This window comes from Shewanella septentrionalis (assembly GCF_025370265.1).
Taxonomy (GTDB): Bacteria; Pseudomonadota; Gammaproteobacteria; order Enterobacterales; family Shewanellaceae; genus Shewanella; species Shewanella hafniensis.
Genome location: NZ_JAMTCC010000050.1, coordinates 1 through 22,591 on the forward strand (window position 1 = coordinate 1; position 22,591 = coordinate 22,591).

25 protein-coding genes are annotated in these 22,591 nt (G+C 45.5%); 22 read left to right on the plus strand and 3 right to left on the minus strand.

The features are described from left to right. Positions 1 to 344 precede the first annotated feature (344 nt). A complete protein-coding gene (locus NE536_RS20255; RefSeq protein WP_261273834.1) occupies positions 345 to 977 on the minus strand; it encodes an XRE family transcriptional regulator in 633 nt (210 codons plus the stop codon). A 147-nt stretch (positions 978 to 1,124) separates the two neighbouring features. Here NE536_RS20255 and NE536_RS20260 point away from each other — a divergent pair, with 147 nt between their 5' ends. From NE536_RS20260 to NE536_RS20365, 22 genes are all read left to right on the plus strand, one after another. Continuing rightward, a complete protein-coding gene (locus NE536_RS20260) occupies positions 1,125 to 1,316 on the plus strand; it encodes a TraY domain-containing protein (RefSeq protein ID WP_261273835.1) in 192 nt (63 codons plus the stop codon). A 201-nt stretch (positions 1,317 to 1,517) separates the two neighbouring features. Then, positions 1,518 to 1,820, plus strand: coding sequence for a hypothetical protein (locus NE536_RS20265; protein WP_261273836.1), 303 nt, complete (start codon positions 1,518 to 1,520; stop codon positions 1,818 to 1,820). A gap of 340 nt (positions 1,821 to 2,160) precedes the next feature. Continuing rightward, entirely contained in the window at positions 2,161 to 4,518 is a 2,358-nt protein-coding gene (locus NE536_RS20270) for a VirB4 family type IV secretion/conjugal transfer ATPase (protein ID WP_261273837.1), read from the plus strand. A 1-nt stretch (position 4,519) separates the two neighbouring features. Next, positions 4,520 to 5,173 (plus strand): type IV secretion system protein, encoded by a 654-nt coding sequence (locus NE536_RS20275; protein ID WP_261273838.1) that lies wholly within the window; start codon positions 4,520 to 4,522, stop codon positions 5,171 to 5,173. Between the two features lie 21 nt (positions 5,174 to 5,194). Next, on the plus strand, positions 5,195 to 5,545 hold the full coding sequence (bamE, locus tag NE536_RS20280) for an outer membrane protein assembly factor BamE domain-containing protein (protein ID WP_261273839.1): 351 nt from the start codon (positions 5,195 to 5,197) through the stop codon (positions 5,543 to 5,545). Next, a complete protein-coding gene (locus NE536_RS20285) occupies positions 5,545 to 5,805 on the plus strand; it encodes an EexN family lipoprotein (protein WP_261273840.1) in 261 nt (86 codons plus the stop codon). The genes bamE and NE536_RS20285 overlap by 1 nt, the downstream gene beginning before the upstream one ends. A 13-nt stretch (positions 5,806 to 5,818) precedes the next feature. Beyond that, positions 5,819 to 6,787 (plus strand): TrbL/VirB6 family protein, encoded by a 969-nt coding sequence (locus NE536_RS20290; RefSeq protein WP_261273841.1) that lies wholly within the window; start codon positions 5,819 to 5,821, stop codon positions 6,785 to 6,787. A 146-nt stretch (positions 6,788 to 6,933) separates the two neighbouring features. Next, the gene (locus NE536_RS20295; RefSeq protein ID WP_261273842.1) at positions 6,934 to 7,353 is read left to right on the plus strand and encodes a FitA-like ribbon-helix-helix domain-containing protein; all 420 of its coding nucleotides are present in this window, start codon (positions 6,934 to 6,936) and stop codon (positions 7,351 to 7,353) included. A 55-nt stretch (positions 7,354 to 7,408) separates the two neighbouring features. Beyond that, complete coding sequence (locus NE536_RS20300; RefSeq protein ID WP_261273843.1) at positions 7,409 to 7,543, plus strand: hypothetical protein; 135 nt, start codon at positions 7,409 to 7,411, stop codon at positions 7,541 to 7,543. A gap of 69 nt (positions 7,544 to 7,612) precedes the next feature. Then, complete coding sequence (locus tag NE536_RS20305; RefSeq protein WP_261273844.1) at positions 7,613 to 8,374, plus strand: VirB8 family type IV secretion system protein; 762 nt, start codon at positions 7,613 to 7,615, stop codon at positions 8,372 to 8,374. Next, positions 8,371 to 9,138, plus strand: a complete 768-nt coding sequence (locus NE536_RS20310; RefSeq protein ID WP_261273845.1) for a TrbG/VirB9 family P-type conjugative transfer protein — start codon at positions 8,371 to 8,373, stop codon at positions 9,136 to 9,138. The genes NE536_RS20305 and NE536_RS20310 overlap by 4 nt, the downstream gene beginning before the upstream one ends. Next, entirely contained in the window at positions 9,131 to 10,324 is a 1,194-nt protein-coding gene (virB10, locus tag NE536_RS20315; protein ID WP_261273846.1) for a type IV secretion system protein VirB10, read from the plus strand. The genes NE536_RS20310 and virB10 overlap by 8 nt, the downstream gene beginning before the upstream one ends. Continuing rightward, positions 10,317 to 11,339 carry a P-type DNA transfer ATPase VirB11 gene (gene virB11, locus NE536_RS20320; protein WP_261273847.1) on the plus strand — a complete coding sequence of 341 codons (1,023 nt, stop codon included), beginning with the start codon at positions 10,317 to 10,319 and terminating at the stop codon, positions 11,337 to 11,339. The genes virB10 and virB11 overlap by 8 nt, the downstream gene beginning before the upstream one ends. An 11-nt stretch (positions 11,340 to 11,350) precedes the next feature. Beyond that, positions 11,351 to 13,117 (plus strand): type IV secretory system conjugative DNA transfer family protein, encoded by a 1,767-nt coding sequence (locus NE536_RS20325; protein ID WP_261273848.1) that lies wholly within the window; start codon positions 11,351 to 11,353, stop codon positions 13,115 to 13,117. 24 nt (positions 13,118 to 13,141) lie between these two features. Next, positions 13,142 to 13,711 (plus strand): porin family protein, encoded by a 570-nt coding sequence (locus NE536_RS20330; protein WP_261273849.1) that lies wholly within the window; start codon positions 13,142 to 13,144, stop codon positions 13,709 to 13,711. A 69-nt stretch (positions 13,712 to 13,780) separates the two neighbouring features. Continuing rightward, a complete protein-coding gene (locus NE536_RS20335) occupies positions 13,781 to 14,302 on the plus strand; it encodes a hypothetical protein (protein WP_261273850.1) in 522 nt (173 codons plus the stop codon). Between the two features lie 11 nt (positions 14,303 to 14,313). Next, the gene (locus NE536_RS20340) at positions 14,314 to 16,569 is read left to right on the plus strand and encodes a DNA topoisomerase 3 (RefSeq protein ID WP_261273851.1); all 2,256 of its coding nucleotides are present in this window, start codon (positions 14,314 to 14,316) and stop codon (positions 16,567 to 16,569) included. 2 nt (positions 16,570 to 16,571) lie between these two features. Then, positions 16,572 to 16,898 carry a single-stranded DNA-binding protein gene (locus NE536_RS20345; RefSeq protein ID WP_261273852.1) on the plus strand — a complete coding sequence of 109 codons (327 nt, stop codon included), beginning with the start codon at positions 16,572 to 16,574 and terminating at the stop codon, positions 16,896 to 16,898. Between the two features lie 61 nt (positions 16,899 to 16,959). Then, a complete protein-coding gene (locus NE536_RS20350) occupies positions 16,960 to 17,550 on the plus strand; it encodes a hypothetical protein (protein WP_261273853.1) in 591 nt (196 codons plus the stop codon). A gap of 141 nt (positions 17,551 to 17,691) precedes the next feature. Next, positions 17,692 to 17,883 (plus strand): Hok/Gef family protein, encoded by a 192-nt coding sequence (locus tag NE536_RS20355; protein WP_261273854.1) that lies wholly within the window; start codon positions 17,692 to 17,694, stop codon positions 17,881 to 17,883. Between the two features lie 215 nt (positions 17,884 to 18,098). Beyond that, the gene (locus tag NE536_RS20360; RefSeq protein WP_261273855.1) at positions 18,099 to 18,245 is read left to right on the plus strand and encodes a hypothetical protein; all 147 of its coding nucleotides are present in this window, start codon (positions 18,099 to 18,101) and stop codon (positions 18,243 to 18,245) included. 187 nt (positions 18,246 to 18,432) lie between these two features. After that, positions 18,433 to 18,588 carry a Hok/Gef family protein gene (locus NE536_RS20365; RefSeq protein ID WP_261273856.1) on the plus strand — a complete coding sequence of 52 codons (156 nt, stop codon included), beginning with the start codon at positions 18,433 to 18,435 and terminating at the stop codon, positions 18,586 to 18,588. Between the two features lie 429 nt (positions 18,589 to 19,017). Here NE536_RS20365 and NE536_RS20370 read toward each other — a convergent pair whose 3' ends face one another. Further along, positions 19,018 to 21,972, minus strand: coding sequence for an LPD7 domain-containing protein (locus NE536_RS20370; RefSeq protein WP_261273857.1), 2,955 nt, complete (start codon positions 21,970 to 21,972; stop codon positions 19,018 to 19,020). Then, positions 21,966 to 22,310, minus strand: a complete 345-nt coding sequence (gene mobC, locus NE536_RS20375) for a plasmid mobilization relaxosome protein MobC (RefSeq protein WP_261273858.1) — start codon at positions 22,308 to 22,310, stop codon at positions 21,966 to 21,968. The genes NE536_RS20370 and mobC overlap by 7 nt, the downstream gene beginning before the upstream one ends. Between the last annotated feature and the right edge of the window lie 281 nt (positions 22,311 to 22,591).

The window sequence follows — 22,591 nt, forward strand, 5'->3', positions numbered from 1 at the left end:
AACAAATTAGGCATTTTTTATGATTCCGAATGTTTTAGGATTGTTTGGTTTCCACGCCAAACATTGCGGATCACTCTAAATGAAATGATCGCAAAGATCAACGATCTTTCATTTCATTGAATTTTAGGTACAAAAAAGCCGACCCATTCGGTAAGTCGGCTTTTTTGTCGAATGCTATATAGTTAGATTGGAGGTCTAACACATTCTACTTTTGAAAAAATACACTATAAAACGTAAATTTTATAGTAGCGTGCTTTATAGCGCACTCTCACGAATCAAAAGATAGTTAAATTATACTAAAAAATGATCCTAATGCCACTTTTCTTTTCTTTTCTTTTTAATTACTAAAATGAAACCGAAGAATACCAAAAAACATGGCCAATCACTTGAATGTTGTTTATTTCGTCATTTACATATACCTCAGTAGGATATGCTGGATTTGCACTTTGTACATGTAATTCGTTCGGGAAACGACTCAAAAGCTTAACTCTTAGCAAATCTCCCTGTCGAATAACATACATTTTCCCATCCCTTATTGCTGTATCTGCCTGATTTACAGCTACTACAGAGCCGTCAAGTAAAATCGGATTCATAGAATTTCCTGATGCCACAAAACAACAGATCTCATTTAAATTTGATTGTAATTTTATTGCACACCTAGGAACAGGGAATAGCAACGAGGATGTTTCATTTGTGATACACCCATAACCAGCAGCTACCTTAACTCCAGCAAAGAATGGAACCATAAATGCAGCATAAGCTGATGAATCCGCCGCATTTTTCCCAGTCAACAACCACTCTTCATTTACATTAAGCACTTTACACAAATCCGATAAAATTGACGAACTTGGTTTATTTATTCCCCTCTCCCACTGAGATATTGCTGTTTTAGATAAAAGCAGACGATCAGCTAAACATTGCTGCGTTAGCTTTGACATTTTTCGGCGTTCTTTAATTCTTTTATGAATATCTGTCATGTTTCAATTTTATCAAATACAACAAAATCCGCAGTTCACATAGCTACGACTTATAATTACTTTTTACTTCACTTTGCTTTACACTCTTATTTTGTTGCTTTATCATCCATCCCATGATCATCCATACAGTGCTTCCAGCGAGTCCACATGTCGCAAACCAAGAAAAAAACAACGGTCTCTATCAACTTAGAAATGAGTGCAGAAACCAATCAAGGCTTGACGTTGGCGGCAAAAGCAGCAAATCGCAGCAAGCACATAGAAGCTGCGCTTCGACTTGCAGACCACATTAGACGCTTTGAACATGTTGGGGGTTATGAAGAAGCTGCCCCTAGGAAGTAAAAAAATTTCTCTGTGCATATCCAGATTCTGGATAAGCACGATGTACAGGCTATATGCCGCGCTCTTTAACAATTTGGAACAACACTTTTAAACCACATTAACCTCGTATAAAGGAGGTTAATGTTTTTAAAGGGGGTATCGCTATGCCTCTTTTGAAAACATTAACGACGGGCAATTTCGCTCATTTCACAAGGAAAAATGATGAACTTTTCATTACTCAAAACAAAAGCAAAACAATTTATGTGCTTTGGCGCAATGGCATTATCCGCGCCAGCGATGGCCGCAGGCGGTTTGGATGAAGCGACAAGCGCAGTCCAAACCTTCCAAATTTGGCTCTACGGCTTTCTTGGTGTCGGTGTACTGGTTTATATGGTGTATCAAATCATTTTAGCCATGCTTGAAAAGCAGACTTGGGGTGACGTGTTTATTGCTGTCGGCAAGGTCGCAGCGGCTGGCGGCTCGATAGTGCTAGCATCGTGGGCATGGTCAATCTGGGGAAGTTAATCTCAAATGCCTAAAGAGACGCAGGAATACGCTAGCTATAACGTGCTAGCCAGAAAGCCCCTGATTGCTGGGGTTCCTATCATTACGCTGCTCGTGTTCCTGTGTCTAATGCTAGTCACAGGCTTTGGCGGCGTTATTTTATTGGGTGTGGGCGCAGGGTTGGTTTTCCCAACTATCCTCGCGTTCGCTTTGTTTTGTGTACGTATTGCGTGCATGGACGACTCACGGGCAATGGATGGAGTGTGGTGGAATGTAAAAGGCGCGTTAACGCGTGTTCAGTGCAAATCGCTAATCACTTCATTCACATCTACAGACCACAGCGCAATTCGGAGAAAACAACATGTCCGTGACTGGTTTAAAAACAATTCAAATCGTTGATAGGCTGCCCAAATACGGGCACCCGATTAACCGCACGATGATTGCACTTGATGATGGTCGCCTTATGGCGACCTTATTATTAAAGGGAATGCCGTTTGAGTCAGCTAAAGATCCCGTACTGGATAATGCCTTTAACACCGTTAAAGGGCTACTGAATCAGTTAGCCAAGTTACACGGCGGCAATCTTGGCGTGTGGACGCATATCGTTAAGCGCAAAACCACATTAGATACCGCGTATCAATTTGATTCGCCGTTCATGCAGGCGTTTTCTGACAAATACATTGCATCATTTGCGGGAAAACGCTTTTTTAAAACAGAGTATTACCTGACGTTTGTTTTGAAATACAAAAACTCGCTAGGCGAAGGAGAAAGCGAGCTTGAAGACTTGCTCAAAATCGCAAAATCCGTATTAAAGCAATTTTCATGCGCCATTTTGAGCATTGAAGATGACGGTAAACGCTGTGAAAACATTGAGTTTTTGAGTTTCTTACTCAACAACAATCAGCGTGAAATACCCCTGACAAGTAACAAAGTGGTGGAGGCAATAGGTCATTCTGACTGGCACTTTGGTTATGACATGTTAGAAATCCGTAATGCGGAAGCAAACACCTCAAAGTACGCCACGTTCTTCGAACTTGATGGTTTCCCACTCACGACCAAAAACGGCATGTGGGATTTTTTACTGACACAACAGTCTGAGTTCATTGTCACTCAGTCGATGATTTTGATGAAATCAATGGAGTCCCTAAAACTCATCGACAAACAGGCGAACTTGGTCGCCTCTGGCGACAACGCAGAGCACGAACTAGCGGAGCTGGCCGCTGCTCGCGATTATGTGGCAACGGGTGAAATCAGCTTTGGTGATTATCATTTGTCCTTAGCCGTGTTTGCCGATTCACAAGCGGAGGCACTTCAAGAAGGTGCAGACCTCAGCGCCGAGTTTATGTCGCGAGGAACCACACTCAAACGCGCCAACCTCAAATCGCAATTCACCTTTCTGAGTACGTTACCCGCCTCCACGCAGCGGGTCATGCCAAGCCCCCGAACAACGACCAATCTTGCCTGTACTTTCTCGCTACACAACTATTCCGAAGGCAAAAAAACAGGCAACCCCATCGGGGACGGTAACGCAGTCATGCCGTTAAAAACCGTTTCAGATACGCTTTATTACCTTAATTGCCACGCCTCAGACCCCCTGAAAAATGTACATGGTCAAAAACTCGCAGGGCACACTATGTTACTGGGTGCATCGGGCGCGGGGAAAACAACCCTAGAGGGCACTTTGGCAGGCTACCTAACCCGCTTTAACCCGCAAATGTTCACCATTGATTACAACCGTTCAACAGAGTTATTTATGCGCGCATTTGGGGCGCAATACTTTGTCATTCGGGAAGGTATCAACACTGGGCTTAATCCGTTTCAGCTTGATGACTCGCCAGCGCTGCGCAGCTTTTTAAACCGCCTCGTGTGTCGATTGACGGCTGACAATGACGGCAACGTAACAGACCTAGAAGAAGCCGAAATCAAAAACGGTATTGATACCGTGATGCGCCTTGATACTGAAAAACGCGGATTAAGTCTGTTATTGCAATCTATCCAGTTGCCAATATTGCGCTCGCGCCTTGGCAAATGGTGCAGAAGTGCAAACGGCCAATTCGCATGGTGCCTCGATGCGCCAATCAATTCATTTAACCCTGCAACAATGGACAGAGTAGGCTTTGACTCAACCATGCTACTGACAGCGGATGCAAGCGGTAAAGGCCACCCCGCCAGCGAGCCAGTCCTCGCGGTGCTGTTCTACCTCAAGTCCTTGATGCAAAAAGAAGGGCGCTTGATGCTGACCATTGTTGAAGAATTTTGGATGCCAGCAAACTATCCGTTAACGCAAGCATTAATGAAGGGCATCCTAAAAGCGGGGCGTCTGAAAAATGAGTTTATGATTTTAAGCTCTCAATCGCCAGAGGATGCGATTAACTGCGAAATATTCGCGGCCATTGTCCAGCAAACCGCAACAAAATTGTATTTACCAAACCCTGATTCGTCTTTTGATGAATACAAGAAGTGCAACGTAACGGAAAAAGAGTTCGCATTACTACAAGCGCTTAGCAAGGACTCACGCACGTTCCTAGTAAAGCAATCAAACAATAGCTGCTTTGCCAAGTTTGATTTACATGGCTTTGACGACTTTATCCCCATTATTTCGGGTGATGATGCCGTCATTGCATTATGTGAAAAAATACGTGCAGAAGTCGGTGACAACCCCGACGACTGGATACCCGTCATGCAAGCTCATTTCAGAAAAACAAAAGAGGAACATTAACGTGAAAAAAATACTATTAATCGGCTGTCTCACTGCGCCCTTTGCCGCAAATGCGGGTATCCCCGTTATTGATATTGGCTCCCTGACGCAAATGATTACCGAGGGGGCAATAAGAGCTAATGAGTTCAAAGAAAACATTCTTGAAGCTCGCAACCGCCTCAATCAAATGAAACAACAGGGCACCCATTACAAGGATATGGTGGACGGTCACTTTGATGTAGAAAAGGTACTCAATGACCCGAACGCCAATAAATTCATGGCGTTAAGCGATTGGAAAAAAATCTACGATGACGTAGAGGATATTGCCGAGTTAAGGGAGGAATTTTACTTATTTTCAGACGATCCCAAGAAACAAAAAATCTATGATGATAAGTTGCGCCAGTACAGCGCACAAAAAAGGTTTTATAATTCGTCAGTTGCACGCAACAAAAAAATGACCGACCTCTTAAACGAATTTGCCACGGCAACCACGCCAGCAAAAAAAGAGGACATTGCAAATAGCCTTCGCTTTGAGCAAACACAATTGCAAAACGATGCGCAAATGATGGCATCACTAAATAGCTTGATGGAACAGCAACGGCGATTTGAAGTAGCCGCTGCCGCAGAAGAAAAAATGCGTAAGTGGAACAACGAAGGTTTCCCGCGCAGTCAATAATCAATTAAAAAGGACGTAACAATGAAAGTCAGTATTTTAGCAGTCGCGTTAGTGGTGAGTTTATCGGGCTGTGCTGGATTTATGGCATACAAAGACGGCACGTACATTTCACCAGAAGTCGAAAAGACGCTGATTGTGGGTAAAACGACCACAGAGGACGTCAAAAACGCCTTTGGCGCACCAAGCGATATGAAGCAAGTCGGTGACTTGACGATATACAGCTACAACTACACCGAGATTAACCATATCGCCCCCAACAAAAACGAAAAAGTCGTCTTAGAGTTCAAAAAAGACGGCACGTTAAAACGCATCACTCGCGGCAAAGGCACTGCAACCACGGCATCAAACCCATTACTACGAGGCTTTAACTAATGATGAAGAAAACACTCGGATTAATGGGTTTAATCGGTTTACTCAGTGCTTGTAGTCCATCAGAGCCCACGCTTGAGGTCAGTCACTACAAGGCCAACGATGCAGAGCGAGAAACCAAGCTAGCATGGTGCAATGAAAGTGCTGACCGCAAAGACACGGTTAATTGCAAAAATGCCGAAGCGGCAAGGAGATTGCTTGTTAAAGAAGCCGCTGAAGAAAAAATGAGAAAATATAGCAACGAAGGTATTCCGCGCAAATAACTAAGGAGTCGTGATGTTTGAGACGTTATTTACTTTTATAGATAATATCGTCACAAGAAACATAGGCTCAATGGTTGGCGTGTTTACGTCAACCATTACCCCGCTTCTCGGTGCCTGTGTGATTTTGTACGCTATTTACCTCGCTTACCAATCCTTGTACGACCAACAAAACCTCCTTGTCATGGAATCAATGAAATTCATTGGTAGCTTGGCGGCGGTGACCTTTATCGCCCTCAACACCCAATGGTATTTAACGAATATCGTGCCTGCGGTGCTCGGCTCAGGAGATCAAATCGCCCAAGCATTATTAGGAAGTGCATCAGGGGGCGGCGCGGGATCGCTGCAAGTCATGTTTGATAATATGATTACCACCTATAACGATATTTGGGATCAGATGAGTATAGATTTGTGGGAACCAAAAACTTGGCTAACTGCAATCCAAGAAATTTCATTTCTGATTTTAAACTTCATTGGCTGCATCCCTTTTTTAGCGGTATCGACAGCGTATTTATTGGTCGCAAAAGTCATGGTGGGCTTTCTACTTATCATCGGGCCATTGTTTATCATGCTGGCGTTCTTCCCGTCCACACGCTCGTTCTTCCAAGCATGGACAGGCCAATGCTTTAACTACACGCTGTTATCGATCATGTATCCATTAGCATTTACGATTTTCACGCAAGTGCTACAGGTGACCATTTTTGAGAGCAATTTAAATATCTTTACCTTTGTGATGTCAGCAATCATCTATTTCGCATTAATCCTACTTTCAGTTCAAATCCCCACGTTCTGCTCAACCTTGAGCGGCGGCATAGGAATCAACGGCTTGGTAGGCGGTGCAATGGGCGCTATGGGCGGCTTAGGTCGCACGATGAAGGGAGCAGGTACAGGCAGCGCGATGGGTGCAAAAGCGGGTTACAAAGGCGCTAAAGCCGCAGGACAATGGGCAATGAATCTCAGAAAAGGCACCATTAAGCCTGGTTAATTGGTGATAGCTTTTTGCTTTCGTGCTGAGGGCTTGCCCGAGCCTCGATAGCGAAAATCTATCCCGCTGCAATGCAGCGCCAATTCATTTCGAATACTTCAAATATTTAAAATACTTAAATCACCTTGCCAGCAAAGGATAAAACTATGTCTGGACGATTAACTATACGAAACGTGAAAATTGAAATAATCGATGCGCTAAAGGAACGCGCTACACTAAACGAACGATCAACTGAGGCAGAGGCAAGGTACGCATTAGCGATGTGGACAGGCATAAGCGCTTATCCCGATAGCACAACCCGTCACAATATTAATCCGCGATTAACACTGCTAAAGAAAATGAATCCAATCCTCGCTGAAGAAATCATGTCCAGTCAAGGCGCAGAAGCGCTTGGGTGTCCAAAAGGATCAACAGTCGCTAACTGGTTCGCGGGCAAAGAAGAACCCACATTTAAACAGCTAGATCAATTAGCTGCTTACTTTAGTGTTGACCCGAACTGGCTAAAGCATGGGGACGAATCACACATTTCAAATACTTCAAATACTTTAAATACTTCAAATAATTAAAATACTTAAATCACTTCTGACTTTCTCAACGTCACTCTTTTCGCTAGGACACATTATGAAAACCTTCTTTTTCCTTATCGTTGCGATAGGGCTAACCGCTTGCTCGTCAAATCCACCGCCGCCCCCTGAACCTACGGGGCGATATATGCCCGTTAACCCTGACGAGGTGAACATTAACGACTTGAAGTAGCCCTTTAAACCCCATTTGAAATGGTGACATTTTCAACCCCTTCCTTGCTTTAACTCAGAGATACCCCCAATGGAAAACACTATTGATAGTGCGCTTGAAGACAACAAGCGCAGCGCGTCAACGCGCCCGTCTACGGACGATAACAAAGCCACTGACAATTATTTAGCGCAAATGCGCGGCTTTGAAGAAGACCGCATTAACCTTGCAAAACAATCAGCCAAAACGGCGTGGAAAGTGGCAACGGGATTCGGTGTCGTGGCGCTTGCAGCCGTGGCAGCCGTAGCAATGATGATGCCCCTTAAGCAAGTTGAGCCGTATTTGTTACGGGTAGACAACGCGACGGGTCACACTGAAATGGTCAGGCCGCTTGCAGACGCAAAGAGCATCACTTACGGCGAAGTATTGGATAAATACTGGCTTAATCGTTTCATCATTGAGCGTAACGGCTACGAATGGGAAACGGTACAAAACAGTTACAACAGCGTGAAGCTAATGAGTAACCGCCAAGTGTTCGGGGCTTATTCTGGCTATATCACAGGTGCCAATTCACCCGCTAAAACATTCGGCGAAAACAAAGTAATCAAAATCAATGTGCAGGGCATCGCGTTTTTACCTGCCACCTCGAAAGAGCAAACGCTGGCACAGGTGCGCTTTACGCGCATTGTTGAAAACAGTGAGGGCGTGGAGGCCATAGGTTCACAGCCTACAACATGGACAGCCACGGTCACATTTGACTACAACGGCAACGTAAAAACCGAAAAAGAGCGCCGCATTAACCCGCTTGGTTTTCGCGTAACGTCTTATCGCGAAGACAGGAATTTAACCAAATGATGAAAAAAAAGCTTATCTGGTTAGCACTTACGTGTAGCGTCCCTGCAGGCGTTGCCACTGCCGCCATTAACCCCTCGCCGCAGTCTTATGACTCGCGCATTACGCTGACGAAATATAACCCTGAGAACGTGATTAAGGTGCAAACCAAAATCGGCGTTTCAACACTCATCCAGTTTGAGCAAGGAGAGCACATTTCCGCGCCAGAGGCGGGGATGGGCATCGGGGATGCGCAAGCATGGGGAATTGATGTACGGGGTAACAATATTTTCTTAAAGCCCATTGCGAAAAAGCCTGACACCAATTTGATTATCACGACCAGCAAAGGCCGCACTTACTCGTTTCAACTCGAAACCAGTGATTACCCGCACTATATCGTCAAGCTGGCCTATGACAAGCCCAAAACCAGTAACGACAAAAAGCCAGATATTCCCTGCTTTGATGGGGTGGCTAATTTCAGATATGGCAAGTGGGGCGATAACGCCTTAGCCCCGTCTCACATGTGGGATGACGGTCGCTTTACCTGTTTGAAGTTCGCTAAAAATGCGGAGTTGCCCGTGGCTTACCAAGTGGCCGCAGACGGCAGTGAGTCATTGATTAACTATCACATAGAAAAGGACACCATGATTTTGCAGGGCATTTCAAAAGAGTTTCGCTTACGCCTTGGTAAGCAGGTGTTAGGGCTGCGCTCTGACGATGCACTATCAAGTGGTTACAACAGCAAAGCGACCAGCTTAGATGCCACGCGAGGGCTGAAATATGACTGATTTTAAAAATGTGGCCGACACCCAACAGGACAGAGCAGGGCTGAATGTCGGAGGCGCACTATCAAAAGGGAAAAAAATTTTGATGTTAATAGGGATATTAATGGCGGTATTGGTAGGCACTGCCGCACTGCTCATGGCGTATTTCAATGCGACAGAGCCAGAGGCAGTGATTGAAATCGCGCCCGATGAAAGTCATTACACCGCAGGACTAGAGGCGAACAATCTTGATGGTGAAAAGGTGTTTGCGGCATTGGCGCTTGAGGCTGAACAGAAGAAACAAGCCGAAGCCTCAAGGCTTGCCAAAGCAGAAGCGGCCAGAAAAAAAGCCGAAGAAGAAGCTAACGCGAAACCTCACACCGTCACCCGCACGACCGATACGCCTCCACCGCCCCCTCAACCCAAGCCCGTAGTGACAAGAAGCGGTAGTAACAACAACTCAGGCGGCAACAAAAACGCCCCGCCCACGCCAGAGCAGCGCAAACTCAGTGGCTCAGTGATGGTTAACTATGCAGGCGAAAAAGCCGCAGGTACGCCAAAGCGTGAGTACGATAACCGCTTTAATGCTTCCTCTTTTGCTGACGGTTCGGTCGCACTCAGGAAAGCCGGTGCGTTGGATTTCTTGCTTATCCATGGCACCGCTATTCCGTGTGCGCTGTATACGCAAATCATTTCAGACTATGAAGGATTCGTAACGTGCCGCGTAACGCAAGACATTTACAGCGCCAACGGCGCGGCCTTATTAGTTGAGCGCGGCTCAATGGTGAGCGGCACGCAAAAGGTCGCTATGGAGTTAGGCAAAGCGCGGATTTTCACTAACTGGGCAGATATTGAAACACCTAAAGGCGTGTCTATTCGGATTGACTCACTCGGCACGGGCGCACTGGGTGCATCGGGTCACGAAGCATGGGTTGATAATCATTTTGCTGAGCGTTTCGGCGGTGCGATTTTACTCAGCTTTGTCGATGATGCGCTGGGCGCATTAAGCGCGAGCGCCAGCAAAGACAGTGAAGTCCAGTTTGACAACTCCACCAAAAACGCCAGTGATATGGCCTCTAAAGCACTGGAGGCGAGCATTAACATTGCCCCCACGGGTTACTCCTACATTGGACAGCGCATCAATATCTTGATTGCTCGCGATATCGATATGTCGTCTGTTTATCAGTTTGAGGACGCGGCAAATGAATAGTCATTTGTTTGATGCGTCAACCACGGTGCGCGATCAACTCGCGCTCGCAGGCTTGCAACCCATTCTTGACCTTCAAGGATTGACGGAAGTTGCGATTAACAACCCCTTTCAAGTCTGGTTTGACCGTGGTAACGGATGGGAAACGCAGCCTTTACCTAACTTGAGTTTTGCACTGTGCATGGAGTTAGCGAAATCGTTAGCAGTGTATGCGGGATTAACCGTCCCGCTCGATGCCAGTAACCCAATTGCCTCAGTGATATTGCCAGACGGCGAGCGAGGGCAAGTCGCGGTGCCTCCCGCGACAGAGGCGGGGATTGTGAGCATGACATTTCGAAAGCCGTCCACGGCGCGGTTTTCGTTAGAAGATTATGCTAACTCTGGCCGCTTTGATAACTACACCGCCATGCAAACGGGCAAGGTAGCGTTAACCGCCTCTCAAGCCGAACTGCTACGACTTAAAGCCACGGGCGACATGGTGAACTTTTTTAAAGTCGCGGTGCAGACTAACAAAAACATTTTGTTAGTGGGCGGGACAGGCAGCGGCAAGACCACGGTGATGAAAGCCATGGTTGACCAGTATCTACCGCAAAAGCGCCTTTTCACCATTGAAGATGTGCATGAACTGGACTTGCCGCACCACCCTAACCACTTGCACTTGTTTTATAAGAAGGGCGGCTTGAGTCCAATGGAAATCATTGAAGCCTCAATGCGCATGAAGCCCGACCACATTTTATTGGCCGAACTGCGCGGTGATGAAGCATGGACGTACTTAGAAATGCTTAACACGGGTCACGAGGGGTCAATCACCTCCATTCACGCCAACGATTGCCGCAGCACTCCCGCACGACTGGCAGGGTTGGTCAAACAATCTGAGGTAGGGCAAGGACTGGAATACAGCCATATTTTGCGCACCATCAACACCAGTATCGACATTATCGCGTTTTACAAGCACACACACCTTACTGAGCTGTACTTTGAACCCGCGCTAAAAAATCGCTTAATGAGTGAGGTGTAAGGAGAAAGTCAATGGCATTAACCGCCAAGAAAAAAATAGGAATGGGGGTCATATTCATTATCTTCACCCTCGTATTTATGGTGTTGGGGCAGCTTGCAGGGGCTGCCCTTTTTTTTAACCTAACAAGTATCCCGCTTGAACACTTGAGACTTGATTCACTTGTCACTAACTGGCAAGCCTATCAAGATGACACCGCCCTAACGCCTTATTTACAAGGCGCACTCGCGATAAGTGTTTTAGTCAGTTTACTTCCCCTTGGCATGACAATAGCAATCGCTATCGCCATGCAAGAAAAGGAAGAAATTCACGGTAGCGCCCGCTTTGCAAACGATATGGAGCTGGCAAAATCGGGCTTATTCCCCCTTAAACGCAAGTATCCTACTTTGCTCCTGGGCAAGATGCCCAAGGGGCGATTTAAGGGGAAGTTTGTCGAGCTAGACGGTCAAACCTTTGTCGGTGTATCCGCCCCCACGGGCGCAGGTAAAGGGGTCGGGATTGTACTGCCGAACATGGTGAATTATTCGGGTTCAGTGGTGAACACGGATATCAAACTGGAAAACTTCTTTAAAACCGCAGGTTATCGCCAGTCGCAAGGGCAAGAAGTTTTCTTGTTTGCCCCTGACGGTTACGCGACAAGCGAAGCTGACCGCCAAAAAGGTATTTTACGCTCACACCGCTGGAACCCCTTCCACTACGTTAGGCGAAACGCGGATTACCGTGTAGGCGATTTGCTCATTCTGTCTAACTCGCTTTATCCCCTCACTGGGGACGGCAAAGCGGATATTTGGCCTGCTAGTTCTGGCAAGCTGTTTCTCGGCTTGTCACTGTGGATGCTGGACACGGAAAAAGTAACCAACAACACCCCAACACTGCCCTATTTACTGTCGCTCGTGGGGGTTGAGGGCGGATTAGGCGCATGGATGAAGCGAGAAATCGCCCAAGACTACATTAGCGCAGATTGCGCAAGGGAGTTTAATACGTTCCTAAGCTTCCCTGACGAAACCCAAGGCTCTATTTTAGCGAACTTCAACGCCCCGCTAGCGATATACAGCGATCAACTGGTCGCCAAAGCCGTCAGCGGTAACGATTTTGATTTTCGCGACGTGCGCAGAAAAGGCATGACAATTTATGTCGGGGTGATGCCCCCGAATAAATCCCGCTTCCAAGGCTTGCTGAATTTGTTCTTTGAGCAGTTGATTAACGAAAACACCCGCGTCATTCCAGAGCTTGACCCCACGCTGACGCATCAATGCTTATTGCTACTGGACGAGTTTCCCGCCCTTGGACGCGTGAACCAAATTAAAGAAAGTATCGGTTTTACCCGTCAGTACAACTTGCGTTACATGTTTATCTATCAAGATATTTCACAGCTTGAAGATAAGCATTTGTACGGCAAAGAGGGTGCGAAAAACATCACCGCTAACCTTGTGGCAGAGGTCATTTACCCGCCTAAATCGGTCACAGAGCGAGTCAAGCAAATATCGGAAACGCTGGGCACCAAAACGGTGAAGGTACAAGGCGAGTCTATCAGTCGCGGTAAACATATGAGCCGTGGGCGCAGCACATCACTACAACGCCGTCCGTTAATGCTCCCTGACGAAATAGTCGCATTAAGCGCTGAGAAACACCCCACTGTCGATATCAGTTTAAAAACGCTGCTACTCAAGGAAAACCAACGCGCGTTTATCATGGACAAAATCATTTATTTTGAAGAGCCAGAGTTTAACGCGAGGGTCGAATACTCAAAAGCAAACGTCCCCACCATCCCCCTTCTGTAAAAATAAGCCTAAAGGAAAACACCAATGAAACAGTTATTACTCATGGCCGCGCTTGCCAGCCTTTCCACATCGGCACTGGCAACCGACACCATCCCGCTCAGCCCAGACTACCGCAAAGACGATATGGTTTGGATAGGGGCGGATATTGGCAAGGCCAGTATCGACACCAACACCGCCGATGACGGCTATCACGGCCAAGTCAAACTCGGTTACGACATCAACCAATATGCGGCCATTTATGGCGGTATAGGGGGCATTTCGGTCATAGACGGTGAAAATATTTCATTCGCTCAAATGGGTGTAAAACTCACCAAACCCCTAACTGAACGCCTTAGCCTTTACGCTACGCTTGGCGGCGTCAGCGCATTAAGCGGTGACGTTTCTCAGCAACTCAAAGGCAACTTAGGCATTGGGGCGAGTTATGCAATTACCCCGCGAGTATCAACGCAACTTGGTATCGACCTAAAAAAAGGGATTGCTATCAATTCATTTGAAAACACGGACGTCAATACACTGTATTGGGGGCTGACCTATCATTTTGACCGTCCCGATACATCGAGGAAGGTCATTCAACAGGTCAACATCATTCGTTAACCAAGGCTAGCACCACCAAACCCCTTCTAAACAGGCGCAGTATTGCGCCTTTTCATATTGAGACAATCCATGAAAAAAATCACCGCTCCTTTTTTGGCGCTGGCGCTGCTTGCGCCTGCAATCCTCCCCTCAACCGCCTTTGCCGTTGACGAACGCGCGTGTTCAATTTGGCTGTGCTTGCCGATGGGCTTCCCCAGCGGCTGCTCAGATGCAAAATCGGCTTTTGTTGAGCGCATCAAAAAATTCAAGCCTCCGCTACCCGATCTTGTATCGTGCATGATTTCTAGCCCTGACATTCCCACGGCAGACGACACGCAAATGGACGCTAAAACGGGCATTGCTGCTTATGTCCCTGCACACATGGAATGCACCGATTGGGACACGAACAATGACGGCCACAAATACTGCCGCCAAGAAGAATTTATCCCTACCTACATCGCGAAAGATACCTCATGTGACACGGACGACTACGGCAAACGCACACCTATAGGCTGCGAATCAACCATTAATTATGTGCAAACTCTGATGAACGGCCAGCCCTACGGCGACATCTACTATTACGACCGCAACGGCAACGCTTACAGCCAATAAGGAACAATATCATGCGCGTATTTTTTGCAGAAAAGCCCTCACTCGCCCAAGCCATTTTTGAAGGCTTAGGCGGTAATCCCAATGCAAAAATGACCAACGGTTACTTTGAGATTGGCGACAACAAAGTGACATCCTGTTTTGGTCACATGCTCGAACTGTTCGATCCCGAAGATTACGATGAAAACCTTCAAAAATGGTCAATGGATGACTTGCCGATTAAGGCAGTCTATCCGCCAAAGCTCAAACCCAAAGAAGACGCTAAACAACGCTTAGACGTCATTTTTTCATTGATTAAACAGGCGGATGAAATCGTCCACGCGGGGGACGCTGACGAAGAAGGACAGCTTTTAGTTGACGAGATTTTGCTGTACGCCAATAACACTAAGCCCGTGAAACGGGTATTGATTGCGGACTTGAACTTAAAGCCAGTACAAAAAGCCTTAGCTAACTTGAAACCCAATAGTGAGTTTGAGCACTTAGGCCACAGTGCGCTAGCGCGTTCCATTGGCGATCAAGTATTCGGCTACAACCTGACAAGGGGCTTTACCCTGCAAGGCCGTAAACAGGGCTTTGATGGCGTACTAAACGTGGGACGGGTACAAAGCGCAGTGCTCGGACTGATTAACAGCCGAACGCTGGCAAACCAAAGCCACATTGAGAGCTTTTATTACGATGCAATGGTGAGTCTAAGCAGTGATGCAGGCGCACTCAAGGCCAAATACCAACCCTCTGATAGTGATATTGTGGACGAGAAAAACCGCATTATTGACGAAGCTAACGCAAAGCGGGTACAGCAAGATTGCGAGCAACAAAGCGCTATCATCAAAGAACTGAGCACCAAGCAGGAAAGCAAGGCCGCGCCGCAGCCGTATAACCTGTCAACACTACAACAAACCTGCGCGAAAAAATGGGGTTACAGCGCTGACGAAACACTAGAAACAGTGCAAAGCCTGTACGAAACCCACAAACTCACCACGTACCCCCGCGCTGATTGCCGCTTTTTGTCAGATGAACATTTAGCCGGTGCGAGAGACATTTTCTCCGCAATTGCGGACACCATGCCGAAATACACTCAATCAGTACAAGACGCCGATTTAAGCCTTGTTCACAAAGCGTTTAACACTGAAAAAATCACCGCTCACCACGCGATTATCCCTACGGAAAAATCAGGGGCAAACATTACCCTGACGCCTAAAGAGAAAAACATCTACGAGCTGATAGCCACCAGTTTCATAGCGCTGTTTTATGCCGATTCAGTCAGAGACAAAACCCGCGCAGTGATTGAGTGCAACGGACGTGAATTTGTCGCAACGCAAAGTGTGTTGCAGTCGCAAGGCTGGGAAACGCTATTTAAGGGCGAAATTGAAACTGACCAGCCGATTGAAGGGGCGGACTTGGCCAACATGAAAAAAGGCCAAACATTAACCTGTGGCAATGTCAGCATTGACAAGAAAAAAAACACCCCGCCCAAGTATTTTGTTGAATCTTCACTACTGGCGGCCATGACTCGCGCCGCTAAATTCATAGAAGATCCTGAACTCAGAAAAGCCCTTGAAGCGAAGGATAAAAACAACGCGGCTGAATCGGGCTCTATCGGCACCGAAGCAACACGGGCAGGGATTTTAACTAAGCTGGCTGAGAACATAGGCTTAGTCAGTATCGAGGAAGAAAAGGGCTACAAAGAAAAGGTTTGGAAAACCACCCAGCAAGGGCAAGAGTTTTGCGCGGTGCTGCCTAAAGAAATCATCGCCCCTGATACGTCAGCGATTTGGTCACAACAACAAGTCTTAATCAGAGAGGGCAAGCTAACGGTTAAGGAGTTTGTCAGTTCTTTAGACGACTATCTCGAAAAACAGATTGCGGCGCTAAAGACCAACGGCATCACCATCACCCCCAACATGACGCTGTGCCCGATATGCAAAAAAGGTTACTTGGGTAAACGCAAGGGCACCAATGGCGTATTTTGGGGCTGTAACAATCACCCTGAGTGCAAAACAGCGTATCCAGACAATGACGGCAAGCCTAACTTGACCGTGAAACCTAAGCGCCCGTTAACGGTGTCGAATCACAAGTGCCCGAATTGTGAAAAAGGACTTATTCGAAGGAAACGAACCAAGTTAATCAAAGGCAAGGTCAGCTACTTTTGGTCATGTTCGGGTTATCCAGACTGCACCATAACGATGCTAGACCGCGCAGGCAAGCCGCACTTTGAGAGTGCGCGAATGGCCGACAAAACAACCACAGAAACAGCCGAAAGTGAGGATTAATTATGTTTATCAAACTCTGCAATATCGGACAAGACGCAGTACCGCGCTACACCCCAAACGGCAAAGCCGTTACCGCTATTTCATGCGCCTATAGCGTGGGCTATGGCGCCAACAAAAAAACGCAGTGGATAGAAGCTGAACTCTGGGGAGATCGAGGCGAAACGCTCGCACCAAAACTCACCAAAGGTCGCAGAATATTACTGACGGCGGATGATGTGACGATTGACACATTCCCAAAAGCGGACGGAACCGAAGGGTTCAAGCTGAAATGCCGTGTGATGGATATCGAGCTATTAAGCAAAGCGGAAGAAACTAGCCCAGCCGCTTAATTCCGCCACTTGTGAGCGCTTTTCAACAGAAAGGCGCACACCCTCATTCATGGTGACTCACATGCAATATGCCATCTTGAAAGCCTCCGATGACTATCAATATTTGATTGATGCAAACGAACTCCACGCATTGACGCAGGGGTTAGCCAATCTCAACGACACCCCGCCAGAAGCTGACGCAGACAAAGAAATGCCGTTACAGCTTGTCTATGGCAGATACAAACCACAGCCATTTTTCGATTTTCCAAAAAGTGAGATTAAGCGCCACATGACTGAGGCGGTGAATCGTTGGTTAATTCACCTCGACAAATGCAACACCATTTACCTTGGTATTGAGGAGATGGAAATCATTGACGTTACGCTCACAGCCTCGTGCGGCCACTGTCCAAAGCCACATATTACGGCCGATATTGCATTTGCGGCATTGGTGCGAGTGCCAGAGAACTTGACGCTGGGAAACGGCAAGAGCCAAGCAAAAACGGCCTTTTTGAAATGGTTTGATGTCGATCCATTAACGACTGTGATTAACCGCAAAGGGCTTTTTTCATTAATTTTGCAGGAAAAGCGCGTGCATCAACCACTATCAACTGACAACTGGAAGCAATTCATTGACTACAAACGGGCGGTAAAATATGCGCAACGATTTGGCTAAATCGGACAAGGAGCTTAACTTGCGGTAGAATATGCGCGGGTGCTCTTGGCTGTTTGGCAAGAGCATAGATTTGCAAAGGCCAGATAGACGAAAGCCCCGTAGTTAATCCATTAACCAACGAGGCTGCCGATGTATCTCTCAATGCAGATAGTAGTCTCTTTACTTTTAAGGGGCAAGTTATGCCGAAGAAAAACACCTACTTTAAGTCTCGCTATCGTGTGTTTCACGTTGATAGTCGCACTGGCACTGGTCAGGAATGACTTGTGTGAGGTGGAGTACCGTAACGGTACGGCGTTGTTCAAAGCGGTGCTTGCCTACGAAGTGAGAGACTAGCAATAAAAGGGGGAGGTTACTATTTCTTATCCTTCCTCCTCTTTGTTTTGGATTGTAACGTTACAAACCTTGAGCACCCAACTTAATTTTTGGCGGGACACGGTTTACCAAAAGGCTGCCCTTATTGAGGTGGCCTTTTTTCATTTCAAATGAGAAAGAAAATGAGTTCGTGCTTCAATCCCTATCACTTGCTTTCAGGAGGAGAAAAACAAGTCATGTCAGCAAAAACGAAAGAAAGCAAAAAAAAGGAAAAAGTAAACAACGAATTGACGCTAAAAAGAAGAAAGAGCGAGTTCATTAGGGATTTACAGGAACAGGGTTTAACCAGAGAAGAAATAGACAACATATTGCTTGAGACTTAGCCCTTGGGCGGCAGAGACAAAAAAATGTATGTTAGACTATGCGCGGGTGCTCTTGGCTGTTTGGCAAGAGCATAGATTTGTGAAAGCCAGATAGACGAAAGCCCCGTAGTTAATCCATTAACCAACGAGGCCACGTTATGTATCAAGCAATACAAATAGTAGCCTCTTTACTTTTGAGGGGCAAGTTATGCCGAAGAAAAACACCACCATCTTGAGTCTGGCTATCGTCTGTTTCACGTTGATAGTCGCACTGGCACTGGTCAGGAATGATTTGTGTGAGGTGGAGTACCGTAACGGTACGGCGTTGTTCAAAGCGGTACTTGCCTACGAAGTGAGAGACTAGCAATAAAAGGAGGGGGTTCTTACCTTTCCTCCTCCTTTTTTTGTTTTGGATTGTGATGTTACAGACCTTGAGCACCCAACTTTTTCAGCCAAAAATGCTACGCCTGGGCATGACATGTTATGCCCAAGCGTTGCATTTTTAGCATTGCATTTGGCACCTATAGTCCTTAGAACCAACGCCTAAGAATATCCCATCAGTTCGCGCTCGCGCTGACAAAATGCGGTGTTAATCGCGTTCAAACTGTCGAATTTTTCCCTAAGTGACAATATGGGATTTTCTCTAATTTTACGTTCTGCACCTAGCGCTTGGATTTCTAAAGTCTCTAAGCATTTACTTGCTCGAAACTTCCTTACCCACTGCAAATCAAGCTCCGTCAACAAATCCTTTTAGATGAAAATCAAAACAATCCACCCTCTATGTTTAAACGACTCAATGAGTCAACTTAACTGCGTGTTGCACTTCTTGCGTTTCGATTTTTTGCCCTTGCTCAGTAAACGATCTTGGGATGGGTTGAACACCCTCCGCAACGCTCAAATCAAGCTTTCCTGATTGCACTGCTTCCAGCGAATACTTGGACAAAAATTTATCATTGGCGACTATTTTAGTCAGCGTGTCAGCAGGGATAGTGCTAGGCAGCTTCCCGTTAATGGTTACATCCATTTTGTGTTCACTGGCGTTCCAGTTGTACTTGGTTTCGTATGTGTCTGTGATTGATTGCGCAGGCTTGACCACAGCAACATTCCAAATGACTCGCTCAACCTCTTTTTCTTTATGGCTAACGGTTTTACCTTGTTCGTTTTGAACAGCCTCTTTAATCGTGACGGTTTCCGTTCCCATGCGATCAATGGCAATTTCATCACCGACTTTTGCACCACTATTTTTCAGCGCATCCTTTAGGCCAACACCCCAAACCGTAGTTCCATCATTAAGATCAACATGAAAACTTGAAGCATTTTTTACATCGTGCAAATAAGGGGCTTCACCAAAACTCACTAAGGTTGCAGGTTCATTCTTAATGATATCGGGATGCTTGGCGGCCTCATTAACAAGAGTATGAGGTGTATTGTCAGCAATGACGGCACTCTTAACCTCTTTGTCAACTACAACATCTGCCTTAACAGGGTCAACTTGCGCAGTCGCTTGTGAGGTGTGCGCTTGCTTTTGCTCGATGAACTCCGCTTGCATTTTAGGTGAATCAAAAACAACATTGAGGTTTTTAGCGATCGCAACATCAATCACTTGCTGTTTAAACTCTGCTGAACCGTTGATCTTTAATTTCCCAAATTTTTCAGAAGCCAAGGTAAGCGCTGCGGCCACATGTTCAAGCTCTGGCGTACGTTTGGACATGACCAGCTTATCACCTAAATCTTTAAAAGCATCTTCTCCAGAGTGTTTGTCTGTAAAGTTGACTTGTTTATTTTTTAAATCCTTTGACGCCACAAAATCCGTCATTTTAAATGACAATTCTTTGATAATTTGCTGCTGACGTTTAAAGTTTTCAGCAGAATTCGAAAGGCTTATTGTGGCATTCTCAATGCTATTAGTCTCAGATGGAATATTTTCTCTAAACTTTTCTAAATCGGATAATGGCATAATATTAACCTCTGATTTCTCTTGTCGTTGAAGCCACTTAAAAATCATAAGTGACTCGTCTAAACGTGCGAGTTTATTTTTACTGGAATAACCTTGAGTAGCATAGCGACTGGAAAAAACAATTGAATTAATTGTTTGCTGTTCCTGTTTGTCATGCTGTTGAGCACGATAGCTTTCACTCAGTATTTTTTTAGTTTCATCCCAACTTTGACACATGTGTTTAGTGCAAAAATCACTAACATTAAATGCCCTTGAGCCTATTTTAATTCTGGCACTGCCATCTTTAGCGTTAAATGTGGTGTAATTATCGCGAACAAGCCCATGCGATTGTGTAAAGTGAGATAGCACACGTTCAGGATCGAGCTGCTGGCGAACGGTACGAAAATGCGCTATTTCACTAGAGACAATTTTATTAGCTTTATGTTCATGCAATAGTTGTTCTGCATAGGTTCTAGGTGCAGGAGCCGTTAACACTTCTTTTGGCGCAATAATAGAAACGGGTAGCCCTACATTTCCTCGCTCATTGTAAAGTCGTCCTCTATTCCAATCTCCTCCACTCCGATTAATAGCCCGTCGCAATTGGTTATCTCGACTTGTTCTTGAGGACTCCAAATGATGGTGTTCATTACGCGACAATACACTTTCGGGAATCGTTGACCGTTCTCCGTTTGTTCTAACCAGACCGCGTTGGGGCAAACTTGGCAAGCCGTTTCTGATTTCGGTAAATCGTTTAAGTCCAACTCGTTCAACACAAGGCTTTCTATTTGTCGCCCGTCTTCCCTCTCCAATATTGTTTTTTGAATCAAATTGTCTTCGTTGCTCATTTAAAAACTCCTGTCGTTGTTCTGGGTTTAAGCTGTAATATTCTGCGCGTAACTTTGGCGAAGCAATTTGAATATGCTTCATTTCATGTGAACGAGTGTTTACCCATTCATTCACTAATGAATTAATTTGTTTATCGGTTGGCTTTTGCCTTAATAGTTGCCTATCGACAATGTAATGTGAATTGAAGCAGGTTTCTTTTAGACGAATATTCTTACTCGCACCCTCTAATTTTACCTTAAAATATTCTTCATTGGCAGCATTTTTACCTTTAGACACCTCACCATACTTCGATAATTCCTTTTCAAAACCGTCCATTGTTCTAATGTTTTTATCATTAATAACATCAAAAATTTCACGTTTTAAGGTTGCATTAGTACCTTTAAACGTGTCGCCTTTGTAACGACTAATAAATGCTGAATTATCTTCAAAAAGGTTAGTTACTCGCTGATGGTCATAGGGAGAATTAAGCTCAAGCTTTCTATTAATAGCTTCTTGTATTGCGTCAAAGTATTTTACATTAGACACATACAAACCAAATGGAGTAAATGCCTTATTGGTTATAAGATTCTTTTGAGGTAACACCATATGAATATGTGGGTAGCGCTCAACCGTTTCGCCTGTTTTCCTATCCTCATATGATTTAACTTTTGGATAATGTATCTCAGCATAGACATTATACTCTGCGGGATCAGATGCACTCATGATCATATCTTTATAACTATTATAGGCTTCTAACATCAATTCGTGAGTGATATGTTTTTCGGAAAAGCTCAAGGTAATGTGCAGATAATTATTATTGCGGCCTTGCTCATTCAATTGAGAAATGATTTTGTCAGTAATAGAAAGATTTCCATCTATGCAGATCCGTTCATCAAGTTCATCACGGGATAGCTCACGACCTGATTTAATTCCATTTTCTAGATATTCAACAATACCACTTTTACCTGCTGTGACTCGTGCTAGCATTTATCCACCGCTGACGTAAACGAACGCTCAATGCTTACCAAGTTATTAAGCGTTTCAATAAATACTTTTTCACTTATTGCGCCTGTACTATAAGCATTATTCAATTTACGCGCGATTTGATTAATATTGTTAGAGGTTTTGCTCGCCAAGAAAACCAACCTAGCAAGCTCTGGACGTGGCGGGGCTGGGACTTCAATGAGGGCTGATTTAGTAATGAAAACCGACCTAAACAATTTAGAACGACTAATTTTAGTCTGTTTTAATATTGCTTTATACGGGGCGTATTCAGACTCAGAAAGCCTGAACGTGACTAGGTGTTCAAGTTTTTCGTTTTTCATCGTTAACTCGTAGAGTTTGGTTAGGGGTTAAAGGGGTGTCCCCCTTTGCACGCGATAGTATATCAAATATCGAAGATATTTGTATACAATCGACAACGTGCCTATCTTTGGCTACAGATATGCCGACGGGGAACAAATGGGGAACAAATGGGGAACAAACGGGGAACACTTTCAGATGAACAGCATGAGGTAGAGAACAGATAGGGAACAGATGGGGAACAGATGGGGAACAAACAGGGAACAAATGGGGAACAAATGGGGAACAAATGGGGAACAGATTG